The following is a 12,486-nucleotide window of genomic DNA, read 5'->3' on the forward strand; positions in this document are numbered from 1 at the left end:
CATACTCATACTTCTTCTTTTAATATATTAATACTATCTTCAGCCCAATGAATACACATTTCATAATAATATTTACCAAAATTTGCAGAGATGCCCCAATAAATTTCAGTATTATTACAGGTATGATTTTTTCCATTATTCACGTCATAACTTTTAGTAACTACCTTTAGTTTTCCAAGCTCCTTTTCACACCTTTCTTTAAAATCTTTTAACATCTTTATATTACCAATAGTATCTCTTTCCCCTGAAAAAAAAGTTCTTAATAGTAACTGATTTCTAGTAAAAAGAGCCTCATCTATACAATCAGTTGCTAACCAATTCAGGAATTCTGATTTACCTTCATCAGTTATGGTATATAACTTTTTATTGGGTCTATCTGTTTGAAATACTATCTCTGAAGATAACCAACCCCATTTCTTCATTATATTTAATTCCCTATATATTTGACTTCTCTCTGCTTGCCAAAAAAAATTCAAAGACTCTTTAAACATTTTGTCTAGTTCATAGCCTGTCATAGAACCATAATTAAGCAATCCCAATAGTCCATATTTTAGCGACATAGTTCATAGCCACCTTTCATTTTTTAAGTAGTATAATATTATACTTGTGTAATATTGTACTATTGTAATATTATACTATTAATATAATCTATAAATGCTATTTCAGCAATTAATTATTGCAAATATCTAATAATATTAATACATTTAGTGTGATATCACTTAAAAATAAAGTATCCAGAAAATAGTACTTTATTTTAACAACCAGTATATTCAAATATTCTACCATCTTAAAAAACCAAAAAAGAACTAGATAATGTAAATATATGAAACCAAATAAATAAAGAAGGCTGAATCATAATACATATCAATGTATTATGATTCAGCCTCTTATTTTTTATATACTCGACTAATCAAGTTTATAATGGTATATTACCATGTTTCTTATCTATTTTTTCTTCACGCTTACTTCTAAGAGCTTGAAGAGTGGATATTATATAAGGTCTAGTCATCATAGGTTCAATCACTGCATCAACAAATCCTCTACTAGCTGCTACATACGGATTAGCAAAATTGTCTCTATATTCTTCAACTTTCTGTTCACGCATCTTCGTAGGATCATCTGCTTTTTCAATATCTTTTCTAAATATGATATTAGCTGCACCTTGAGCCCCCATAACAGCGATCTCAGCTGTTGGCCAAGCTAGAACCATATCCGCTTTAAGATGTTTACTACTCATTGCTATATATGCTCCACCATACGCTTTTCTAAGAATAACATTAATCTTAGGTACTGTGGCTTCACAATATGCATAAAGAAGTTTGGCACCATGCCTTATAATTCCTGAATGTTCTTGGGTAACTCCTGGAAAATACCCTGGTACATCCGTTAATGTAACAATAGGAATATTGAAGCTATCACAAAATCTAATAAATCTTGCAGCTTTATCTGAAGCATTTACATCAAGTGCACCTGCTAAAATTTTGGGTTGATTAGCTATTATACCAACAGTATCATTATTCATCTTAGCAAACCCAACTATTATATTCTGAGCATAGTGTTTATGTACTTCAATAAAGCTACCAGTATCTATTATTTCATCAATGATTAATTTCATATCATAAGCTTTACTTGGACTATCTGGCATAATATCCATTAGTTTTGTTGATTTTCTGTTAGGATCATCATCAATATTCATTTCAATAGGTTCTTCCAAATAATTAGAAGGTAAATAGTTAATTAATTTTCTAATCTCTTTGATACATTCTATTTCATCAGCATAATGAAAATGAGCTACTCCACTTTTACTAGCATGTACATGAGCACCACCAAGTTCTTCCTTGGTTATCTCTTCACCAGTGACCGTTTTAATTACCTCAGGTCCAGTAATAAACATTTGACTAGTATTATCCACCATAAATACAAAATCAGTTATTGCAGGTGAATAGACTGCTCCTCCTGCACAAGGACCCATTATTACAGAAATCTGTGGTATTATACCAGATGCTTTTGTATTACGATAAAATATTTCACCAAAACCACCAAGAGCATCAATTCCTTCTTGGACTCTTGCTCCACCAGAATCATTGATTCCAATAATTGGAGCACCTGTTTTTAGAGCCATATCCATTACCTTACATATCTTCTGTGCATGTACTTCACCCAATGAACCGCCCATTACTGTAAAATCTTGTGCATATACATATACTAAGTTACCATCAATGGTACCATAACCTGTAACAACACCATCTCCTGGTATTTCTATTTCACCAAGTCCAAAGTCAGTTGAACGGTGCTTCATATATGCTCCTATCTCAACAAAACTATTAATATCAAGCAACATATCAATTCTCTCTCTTGCAGTCATTTTTCCTTCTGCATGCTGCTTATCTATTTTGGCCTTACCTCCACCTTGTAATAATTTTTCTCTACGCTTATACATATCCTGTATACTATCTTGGATGTTTGACATTATTTCACCTCCCTGGAAGTAAATATCAAGTAAAATAAGTTGTAATATTAAACTATTTCAGATATTTTTACTGGTCGTCCTTCTTCCAAAGATTTCTTAGCAGCCATCGCTATTACAACTGCATTTAATCCATCAATTCCTTTAACTGGAGTTTCTGTATCATTTTTAATAGCTTCAAAGAATTGCTTCATTTCTTCAACAAAAGAACCCATGTATCGCTCTAAAAAGAAATATAATGGTTTATCAGTTGAAACTGCTTGCTTAGTTCTTAGAATTGTATTTGTCTCAGTATCATTTTTTGCTTCAATGCTACCTTCTGATCCAAACACTTCAACTCTCTGGTCATAACCATAAGCAGCTTTCCTACTATTATCAATAATTGCTATTGCACCATTTTCAAATTTAATTGTAATTACAGCTGTATCTACATCGCCAGCTTTTCCAATTTCCGGATCAACTAGACTTGCACCAACAGCATAGACTTCAGTAGCCTCACAACCTGCTTGAAATCTAGCCATATCAAAGTCATGAATAGTCATATCAAAAAACATTCCTCCAGAAACTTTAACATACTCGATTGGTGGTGGCTCAGGATCTCTTGAAGTAATTTTTATAATATGTGGTTCACCGATAACACCATCTTTTGTAACCTTATTGATTCTATTGAAATTATGGTCAAATCTTCTATTGAAACCTACTTGGAATTTGACTCCTTTTTTTTCTACCTCTTTTAATACGTTATTGATTCTATCTAAATCGTAATCTATAGGTTTCTCACAAAATACATGTTTTCCTGCCCTAGCAGCTTCTATAGAAATCTGTGCATGTGTATCTGTAGATGAGCAGACAAGAACAGCATCTATTTCCTTATCATCTAATATTTTGTGATAATCATCATATACATTTTCTATACCTAAACCTTTTGCCCACTCACTTACTCCATCTAATCTAACGTCTGATACCGCTTTTATAGTTACATCTGGTATATTGTAAGATATACTTTGTGCATGAACTCTTCCAATACGACCTACACCAATGATACCAACATTCATTTTTCCCATAATACAATTCCTCCAATTATATATTTTGCTTGAACTAGATCATTGCTCTCTATATAACAATTATTTAGTTCAACTTATTTAATAGTAATTAATGTTATTACAATCCTGTATTTTCTTGTATATAAGCTCTAGCTTTTAATGCATATTCAAAAGGATTAGCGATCGCAGGGTCTTGTTCAGCTTCTACTACCATCCATCCTTCATAATTATTGTCTTCTAATATCTTGAAGATTGGTTTAAAATCAATAGCACCATCTCCTGGAATCGTGAATGCTCCCATTTTAACACCTTCTAGAAAACTCAATTCATTTTCTTTGACCTTCTTAACAATATCTAGACGAATGTCTTTTAGATGAACATGTGCAACTCTTTTAATATGTTTTTGTAACACATCATATGAAGCTTGAGCACTTAACTCTGAGTAAGCAAGATGTCCTGAATCAAATAATAAGTAAACATCATCATTTGTCATTTCCATGAATTTATCAACTTCTTCTGGTGTTTGTACACCTGTTCCCATATGATGATGATAAGATAATTTCATACCTTTTTCAGCTGCTAGTTTGGCTAACTTGTTCATACCGCTTGTAACTTTTAACCATTCTTCTTCTGTATATATTGGTTTATCATGAAAAACTGATTTTTCAGTTCCTTGAATACTATTTCCCTGCTCAGAACACCCAATCATTTTAGCTCCTAGAGCATGTAAAAAATCTCTTTGTTTGATAAAATTATTGATAGTGACTTCCTCTGACTCAGAAGTAAAAAGCGTTGAAAACCATGCATTACATATCCTGACACCACGTAGATCAAGGTATCTTTTTAATACTTCTGGGTCTTTTGGATATTTATTACCAACTTCACTTCCTGTAAATCCTGCCAATGCCATTTCACTAATACATTGTTCAAAAGAATTATCCTTTCCAAGCTCTGGCAAATCATCATTTGTCCAAGCTATGGGCGCAATACCTAATTTTACTTTGCTTCTATCTAACATATTTCCGACCTTCTCTCATTTAGTTAAATATTTGATTCAACTTATATATTAATATCTTCTAGCCTCATTAATTTTAACTTTCAAATCTTTTGTAGCATTCACAATACTTTCTTTATCAGCCACTTCTGCATTTCCTACACGCCACCAGGATTCATAACCATCTGTCATAGTTTTCGGTAATACCTTAATATCAATTAAAGTAGATACTTCTTGCTTCTTAGCATCCTTGACTGCTGCTATCAACTCTTCTTCAGTTCTAACAGAATATGTTTTGCAACCATAAGAAGCTGCATTCATCGCAAAATCCATTTTAACTAGATTCGCATCCAATAGTCCTGATTTAGGATTTCTGTGACGCATTTCTGTACCAAAACTTCCCATTCCATTGCCCATCTGTAAATTATTGATACAGCCGAATTCCATGTTATCAAACAACAAAATATTAATCTTAGCTCCTTCTTGAATGGATGTTACAAGTTCTGAATGAAGCATCATATATGAACCATCACCAACCATTGCATACACTTCTCTATTTGGTCTGGCTAGTTTCACACCAAGAGTAGCGTTAACTTCGTAGCCCATACAAGAATAACCATATTCCATATGATATGTATTTGGTTCTTTTGGTCTCCATACTCTTTGTAAATCACCTGGAAGACTACCTGATGCACCTACTATAATAGAACTATCATCTAAAAGGTTATCTAACATACCTAAAACCTTAGTTTGTGTTAAGTTTGATTTTAAGACTTCTTTATATTCCTCTAATTTATCATCAAGGTGACCACTAACTTCTGGAACAAAATCTTCCTTATACTTAACATTGAATAAACGGTCAACCTCGTTATTCCATTTATCCTTAATATTATTTATCTCATCTACATAAGCTGATTTATACTCTTCTCTAACCAATCTATCAGTCAAGATTTCTAAAGCAACTTTTGCATCAGCTTCTACTTTTATTCCATCTAATTTATACGCATCAAATGAAGCTATATTAATATTAACAAAATCAACTTCTGGATTCTGGAATAACCACTTTGAAGCAGTTGTAAAGTCTGTATATCTAGTTCCAATTCCAATAATTACATCAGCATCTTTTGCTAAAGTATTAGATGCAAGATTACCTGTTGTTCCAATGCCACCCATATTCAGTCTATGATCCCATACGATAGCACTTTTCCCAGCTTGTGTTTCTCCAAAGGGTATATTGAATTTTTCAGCAAATTCCTTCAAGGCATTAGCTGCTTCTGAATACCTAACCCCTCCACCACATATAATGAAAGGTTTCTTTTTCTTTTTAATAATATTGACTGCATCATCAATCATAGCTTCTGTTGGTATTTTTCTCTCTATACGATGTACCCGTTTATCAAAGAAACTTACAGGATAATCATAAGCTTCTCCTTGAACATCTTGAGGAAGTGCTATAGTGACAGCACCTGTCTCAGCTGGATCTGTTAATATACGCATTGCATTTATCATAGAGAACATTAATTGTTCTGGTCTATTAATTCTATCCCAATATTTACTTACTGCTCTATATGCATCATTTGTTGTAAGTGTCAAATCATGGAATTGTTCAACTTGTTGAAGAACTGGATCTGGTTGTCTTGCCGCATATGTATCACCAGGAAATAGCAAGACCGGTATTCTATTAGCTGTAGCTGTAGCTGCTGCTGTTATCATATTTGCTGCACCTGGTCCAACGGAAGATGTACATGCATATATTTGCTTCCTGTGATTTTGCTTAGCATATCCAATAGCAGCATGAACCATACCTTGTTCATTACGCCCTTGATGAACAATCAAATCTCCTTTATCTTGTTCAAGAGCTTGCCCCAGACCTAACACATTACCATGTCCAAATATTGTAAAAAACCCTTTAATGAACTTTTGCTCTTGTCCATCAAAAACAATATATTGATTATCTAGAAATTTAACTAGTGCTTGGGCCATAGTTAAATGAATAGTTTCCATATACCTTCCTCCTCATATTTATTTTTGTGACCATATCTTAGCATTTTTATTTAATAACCATTGATGCTGATTTTCGAAAGTACGATCTTTTAACCAACGTTTTTCTTCAATATGTGGTATCATCCAAACATAATACATAGCATAACCTGGTGCGGAACACTGTGGATGAACAACATTACTTGTTATACAAGAAGTACTTTTGTTTTTCACTTTACTAGCTTTGTCTCCAACAAGACTGAAACCGAAACCAGTATCTGGTAAAAATCTATAATGGTAAACCTCTGGTTGTATATGATAATGAGGTGGATAAGATGACCACTTACCTGGATGGTTAACTACTTCTCCCATTACCAAATTAGAATAAGGAGCAATATCATCATCAATAATTGTTCTTACTGTTCTAATTGATGCATCATTAAGAGTATCTTTACCGAAAACGTCACTAACACAATCTTCCTTATTGTATAGCTTAGAATCAAAAACATTATCGTTATAAACAGCTTCGTAACATAATTCAGATTCAGCCAAACCAATAATTACAACTTTCTTGTCTTTTGGAAGATGTATGCATATAGGATTTTCATTGAAACAACTATCTCTTTTAACTATCTCTTTTTGTCCATCCCATTGAAACATTACATGGCCTTTTATCAATAGAATTGCTCTTTCTTTTGGCTCAGCATTTTCATAGATATAATCTTTTTTCAAACGGATGATTCCCATATCCATTTTCATATCACTATGTTTACCTTCTAGCTCTGTGATTGAATTATAACCATATTTATATTCTTTATTTTGATTGATTACCATTTATAACAATCCTTTCCCTAATATATATATTGAGATTAAACATCTACCAATTTCAATAATTTCAATATATTTTCCTTAATTTATAAGTAGAATAGAACTAAATAATTACTGGCTCCTTAGCAATTATTTAATTCAACTTATTATAGTAATTATTTCATTAATTACCATCCTAGAAGCTTATATTTATTAAATATTACATCTTTCACTTGTTCCATGGGCTTCTTGAAAAATTTAATTCTATCAAACTCATCTGAATGAGCATTGATTTCTTCTCTTAGTGTATTACCGAAAGTCATTCTAAGAGCTGTTCCAATATTAACTTTACCAATATGATAAGTCGATAATTTAGTCAAATCTTCATTGCCAAGTCCTGTAGAACCATGAATAACCAATGGTATATCAGTTATATTTTGTATTTCTTCTAACAATTCATATTGAATCTTAGCATTTTGTTGTTGCATTCTATGTAATGTCCCTACTGCTACTGCTAAAGCATCTACTCCTGTTTCTATAGCAAATTTCTTAGCTTCAGTTGGGTCAGTATATATTTCTTTTGCAATTATCGTTGGATCATTATACCCTACTGAACCAATTTCAGCTTCAACAGATACTCCACATGAATGAGCTAACCTTACAACTTCTTTAGTATTTGCTATGTTCTCATCAAGTGGTAATTGAGAACCATCATACATAACTGATGTAAAACCGGCTGCAATAGCTTTAGCACATATTTCATAATTATTACCATGATCAAGATGTACACATACTGGTATATTAGTGTCTTGACCTATAGCTCTATATAATGCAGCCTGATATTTTACGTCCATATGTGCAACAGCATCTTTATTAGCCATTAATATAGCAGGAGCATTCAGCTCCTGTGCAACCTTAATGACCATCATGGCATCTTCATAGCCAAAAACATTAAACCCTGGAATAGCTTTATTACTTATCGCTGCTTCTTTTACTATTTGTTCCATATTTACTAGCATTATATACTCCTTCTTCCTCTATTTAGCCAAGTCTCCAAATAATTCTTCATCAGTTGGAATCTCTTCTTTTATTGGTGTAGATACCCATGTAACATTAATAAAATGCTTCCAAGTTATATTTTCAGAAGCTACATTACCACCCCATGTACCACAGCCAAGTGTTAATGTAAATGGCATTCCATTATCCCAATTACCACTATTAGCATAACATTGTGGTTGTCTAACCATGATACGGCTAACTTTTACTTTATTACCTAATACCTCAACACGACTTTCATCTGTTGTATGTATACCACATGAATGACCTGTACCTTGATATCCAGTTATTTCATTTACTTTATTTACGGCTTGGTCAAAATCTTTTACTTTATATAATGTAACTACAACGGACATTTTTTCACCTGAAAACGGATAATCAGCACCAACACCATTTTCTTCAACCATAATGAATTCTTCATTATCTGAAATATTGATTTCAGCAAGTTCTGCAATCTTATTAGCTGGTTGAGCTACTATTCTACGATCAAGATGTCCATCTTCCCACATAGTATTTTGTAATTTTTCCTTTTCCTCTTTTGTAGCTAAATGACCACCTTCAGCCTTTAAGTTAGCTACTAATTCATCATATACACTCTCGACTATAACTAATGAATTCTCAGATGAACAACTTGTTGCATAATCAAATATTTTACTTAACTTGATCTTGTGTGCTGCATCTTTTATATCTGCTGTTTCATCAACTATAACAACTGCATTACCAGCTCCAACTCCATAAGCAGGTGTTCCTGAAGAATAAGCTGACTTCACCATTCCAGAACCTCCTGTAGCAACAACTAAATCACATTGCTTCATAAGCTCACTACTAAGTTCTAGAGAAGGTTCTTCTATAGTGATTATCAAATCTTCTGGAACATTATATTTTTTAAGAGTTGCTCTCATAATATCAACGATAAATTTATTAGTTTTTTTAGTACGAGGATGAGGAGCGAATACTATTGCATTTCTCCCTTTAATTGCATTCATAGCTTTTATTATTGGAGTTGCCTCAGGGTTAGTACATGGAACTAATGCTCCAATTACACCTACTGGTTTAGCAAATTTCACAATACCTTTTTCTGGTATTCTTTCTATGACACCTACTGATTTACCATCTTTCATGTCCCTAAGTGATCCACGAACTTTTTTCATCAGCTTAGAATATTTACCTTCGTAATTACCTAGCTGTGATTCAGTTACAGCTAATGATGCTATCTCTCTAGCTTTATCTTCTTGTACTACTTCCCAAGCTATTGCTTTTATCAATTGATTCACTTGTTCTTGTGTAAAACCTTCTGCTACCTCTTGTGCTACTCTTGCACGTGTTATTAATTCATTTACCATTAATTTTGCGTCTGACATATGTATTTCCTCCCTATTTATATATTCTTGACGTCATAAGCTTTTTCGCCATCATATTGCTTGATGAATCTTTCTATTTTATCTATACCCGGCATAGCATCTGAACAACTATGACTTGATACAACAATAGAAGCTGATGCTGCACCTATTTCCATAGCTTTGCCTGGGTCATATCCTTGCATTAATCCATATATGAAACCACCTGCATAAGAATCTCCAGCCCCAAATGTTTTAACTGGTATAACAGGGAATACTGCTCCTGTATACTTATCACCTTCTAATGTATAAGCATATGAGCCTTCTTTTCCATGTTTAATGACCATTATCTTGGCATTATAGTCAAACCACTTGTTAGCTGTAACATAATCATCTTTGTTATCAGGATTAGAGAACATCTCCAACATATCAAATTCTTCACGAGTACCAATTATTACATCACATTTTTCAGCTAGCAAACTATAGTAAATAGCAGTTTCTTCAACTGATTTCCATGTATATGGGCGATAATCAATATCAAAGAAAACTACTGTTTTATTCTTTCTTGCTAGTTCAACAGCTGCAAATACCGCTTCTCTAGATGGGCTTGCTGCTAATGCTGTTCCTGATATAAGTATGGCTTTGGAATTTTTTATGTACTCTTCTTTTATATCTCCAACCTCTAATTTTAAATCAACTGCATCTGAACGATACATTAAAATACTACAGTCTGTAGGTGATTTGATTTCAGTAAAAGCCAAACCTGTTTTAGCTCCTGATTTATCAATGACAACATTAGAATAATCAATATTATTATCTTTTAAATAATTGATTATGAAACGTCCCAATTGATCATCTGCAACTCTTCCCATAAAACCTGCTTTTAATCCTAATCTTGAAACAGCAACCGAAATATTAGCTGGAGAACCACCTAAGTATTTTGTAAAAGTAGATGTTTCTTCCATAGGGCGATGAATTTCATTAGCGTTCAAATCAACTGCAAGACGCCCCAATGCAATTAAATCTAAATCCCTGTCATTTTGAAATACCAAGTTATTCATTTTTAATCCTCCTATAATATGAATTAAGTAAAACGTTTACGTTAACTATAAAAAAAATATATTATATGGTAAAACGTTTACGTAAAATGCAAAAAATAAATGCTTGTAAAGAGTAAACGTTTTAGTTGTCTTCAAAAAAAATAATTATTGATTATTTTTTTTAACTGAATCTCTTATTATTAGATTAGGTTTGAATATAATATCGTCTTTTACTTTACTACCTTTACCTTCAATAATATCAATTATCATATTAGCAGCTTCTCTTCCCATTTCATGGATAGGCTGAGCAACAGTAGTAAGCTTAGGTCTAACTAATCTTGCAATATCAATATCATCAAATCCAACCACTGATATATCTTCTGGAACTTTTATTTCCAATTCTTCTAATTTTTCGATAGCACCTATAGCCATAAGATCATTGCAACAAGCTATTGCTGTAAAGTCTTTAGTTTGGTTATAGAGTCTTTCCATAGCATAGTATCCATCTTTCATAACATAATCGCCTTTAACTACCAAATTAGAATTAAAAGGAATACCATAATCACTTAGAGCATTGATGTATCCTTTATATCGTTCGTTAGTAGAATAACTGTCCAATGGACCTGTTATAAAACCAATTTTACGATGTCCATTAAGTAATAAGTGCTCTATTACTTCATACATAGCCCTTTGATTATCAAGATAGACACATTTACACCCTTTTATCTCCGGTTTTGAATCAATAAATACTAAGGGCAAAGAGCTTTTTAGAATCTTATTAAGTATAGTATCACTTATATTGTGGAAATTATTATATATAATCCCACATACATAATGTTCATTCAAAAAATCCAAGTACGCAGCTTCTTTTTCTTTTGAATTATTGCCATCACATAGAATAATATTATAACCATGTTCATGAGCTACATCTTCAATCCCTTTAGTCATTTTAGGATAGAATGGATTAGTCAAATCTGGTATGATAAGTCCTATAATTTTAGATTTTTTGGTTACTAACCCTCTAGCAACTGCACTTGGTTGAAAATCATATTCTTTTATAAGATCAAGAATTCTTTTTCTTGTCTCTTCTCCGACACCTTTGCTTTTGTTATTAACAACTCTTGAAACTGTAGCTACTGAAACATTAGCTTTTTCAGCAATATCTTTTATAGTAACTTTCATAAAAAACAACTCCTAATTGATTCTCAAAATACGAAAAAAAGCTTATACCATTATATAATTTATTATTACTAACGAATTAGAGTAAACGTTTTAGTAACTTTGATTTCATTATATAATGGTATAGCTTGTTTGTCAATAACTTAATTTATGTCTTTTTCTTGTTTTTCCTCTTGTTTCTCTTCTACTTTTTGTTTTTCTTTTTCTGTAGCCATTTTTTCTACTCTTTTACCATAGACGAATACTGCTAATGCAAGAAACATTAGGAATGTTCCGGCGTTTTTAGTTTTAGTTGGATCAAGTTCTATACCAGATATAAGTTGAAATAAGCCTATCCCCATGTATAATATTGCTATAAATATAACTACAGCTCTCCAATGTTTCTCAAAGAAATCTTTTAGTCGTTCCATATGTTGTCTCCTTTGTATTTTATTAGTGATCCCAAACATTTATCAATACTCTACCTTATTGTTGTAAGCAGTTATTTTATTTTATCATATAATTATTATTGTGAACAGGGGGAGTTTATATACTTGATAATTAGGTATATCAGAATAGAAAAGGCTGTCTCAAGATAGAAATT

At 32.3% G+C, this 12,486-nt stretch carries 11 protein-coding genes; all 11 read right to left on the reverse strand.

What is annotated here, in order from left to right:
* Positions 1-5: 5 nt before the first annotated feature.
* On the reverse strand, positions 6-560 hold the full coding sequence (locus ACX6CF_RS09100) for a PadR family transcriptional regulator (RefSeq protein ID WP_458785012.1): 555 nt from the start codon (positions 558-560) through the stop codon (positions 6-8).
* A gap of 356 nt (positions 561-916) precedes the next feature.
* On the reverse strand, positions 917-2,470 hold the full coding sequence (locus ACX6CF_RS09105; protein WP_458785013.1) for an acyl-CoA carboxylase subunit beta: 1,554 nt from the start codon (positions 2,468-2,470) through the stop codon (positions 917-919).
* 47 nt (positions 2,471-2,517) lie between these two features.
* The gene (iolG, locus tag ACX6CF_RS09110; RefSeq protein ID WP_458785014.1) at positions 2,518-3,531 is read right to left on the reverse strand and encodes an inositol 2-dehydrogenase; all 1,014 of its coding nucleotides are present in this window, start codon (positions 3,529-3,531) and stop codon (positions 2,518-2,520) included.
* A 97-nt stretch (positions 3,532-3,628) separates the two neighbouring features.
* On the reverse strand, positions 3,629-4,528 hold the full coding sequence (gene iolE, locus ACX6CF_RS09115; RefSeq protein WP_458785015.1) for a myo-inosose-2 dehydratase: 900 nt from the start codon (positions 4,526-4,528) through the stop codon (positions 3,629-3,631).
* A gap of 48 nt (positions 4,529-4,576) precedes the next feature.
* Positions 4,577-6,508 carry a 3D-(3,5/4)-trihydroxycyclohexane-1,2-dione acylhydrolase (decyclizing) gene (iolD, locus tag ACX6CF_RS09120; protein ID WP_458785016.1) on the reverse strand — a complete coding sequence of 644 codons (1,932 nt, stop codon included), beginning with the start codon at positions 6,506-6,508 and terminating at the stop codon, positions 4,577-4,579.
* Between the two features lie 18 nt (positions 6,509-6,526).
* Positions 6,527-7,318, reverse strand: coding sequence for a 5-deoxy-glucuronate isomerase (locus ACX6CF_RS09125; protein WP_458785017.1), 792 nt, complete (start codon positions 7,316-7,318; stop codon positions 6,527-6,529).
* Between the two features lie 161 nt (positions 7,319-7,479).
* Complete coding sequence (locus ACX6CF_RS09130) at positions 7,480-8,310, reverse strand: class II fructose-bisphosphate aldolase (protein WP_458785018.1); 831 nt, start codon at positions 8,308-8,310, stop codon at positions 7,480-7,482.
* A gap of 18 nt (positions 8,311-8,328) precedes the next feature.
* Positions 8,329-9,708 (reverse strand): aldehyde dehydrogenase family protein, encoded by a 1,380-nt coding sequence (locus ACX6CF_RS09135; RefSeq protein WP_458785019.1) that lies wholly within the window; start codon positions 9,706-9,708, stop codon positions 8,329-8,331.
* A gap of 17 nt (positions 9,709-9,725) precedes the next feature.
* A complete protein-coding gene (gene iolC, locus ACX6CF_RS09140) occupies positions 9,726-10,745 on the reverse strand; it encodes a 5-dehydro-2-deoxygluconokinase (RefSeq protein WP_458785020.1) in 1,020 nt (339 codons plus the stop codon).
* Between the two features lie 144 nt (positions 10,746-10,889).
* Positions 10,890-11,906 carry a LacI family DNA-binding transcriptional regulator gene (locus ACX6CF_RS09145; RefSeq protein ID WP_458785021.1) on the reverse strand — a complete coding sequence of 339 codons (1,017 nt, stop codon included), beginning with the start codon at positions 11,904-11,906 and terminating at the stop codon, positions 10,890-10,892.
* A gap of 140 nt (positions 11,907-12,046) precedes the next feature.
* The gene (locus ACX6CF_RS09150; RefSeq protein ID WP_458785022.1) at positions 12,047-12,313 is read right to left on the reverse strand and encodes a hypothetical protein; all 267 of its coding nucleotides are present in this window, start codon (positions 12,311-12,313) and stop codon (positions 12,047-12,049) included.
* Positions 12,314-12,486: the final 173 nt, after the last annotated feature.

The sequence above is a fragment of the Vallitalea sediminicola genome, assembly GCF_054408565.1.

Excerpts from the sequence above, each read along its gene's own strand:
- ACX6CF_RS09100 (WP_458785012.1), bottom strand. The coding sequence starts at position 560 with ATGTCGCTAAAATATGGACTATTGGGATTGCTTAATTATGGTTCTATG.
- ACX6CF_RS09105 (WP_458785013.1), bottom strand. The coding sequence starts at position 2,470 with ATGTCAAACATCCAAGATAGTATACAGGATATGTATAAGCGTAGAGAA.
- iolG (WP_458785014.1), bottom strand. The coding sequence starts at position 3,531 with ATGGGAAAAATGAATGTTGGTATCATTGGTGTAGGTCGTATTGGAAGA.
- iolE (WP_458785015.1), bottom strand. The coding sequence starts at position 4,528 with ATGTTAGATAGAAGCAAAGTAAAATTAGGTATTGCGCCCATAGCTTGG.
- iolD (WP_458785016.1), bottom strand. The coding sequence starts at position 6,508 with ATGGAAACTATTCATTTAACTATGGCCCAAGCACTAGTTAAATTTCTA.
- ACX6CF_RS09125 (WP_458785017.1), bottom strand. The coding sequence starts at position 7,318 with ATGGTAATCAATCAAAATAAAGAATATAAATATGGTTATAATTCAATC.
- ACX6CF_RS09130 (WP_458785018.1), bottom strand. The coding sequence starts at position 8,310 with ATGCTAGTAAATATGGAACAAATAGTAAAAGAAGCAGCGATAAGTAAT.
- ACX6CF_RS09135 (WP_458785019.1), bottom strand. The coding sequence starts at position 9,708 with ATGTCAGACGCAAAATTAATGGTAAATGAATTAATAACACGTGCAAGA.
- iolC (WP_458785020.1), bottom strand. The coding sequence starts at position 10,745 with ATGAATAACTTGGTATTTCAAAATGACAGGGATTTAGATTTAATTGCA.
- ACX6CF_RS09145 (WP_458785021.1), bottom strand. The coding sequence starts at position 11,906 with ATGAAAGTTACTATAAAAGATATTGCTGAAAAAGCTAATGTTTCAGTA.
- ACX6CF_RS09150 (WP_458785022.1), bottom strand. The coding sequence starts at position 12,313 with ATGGAACGACTAAAAGATTTCTTTGAGAAACATTGGAGAGCTGTAGTT.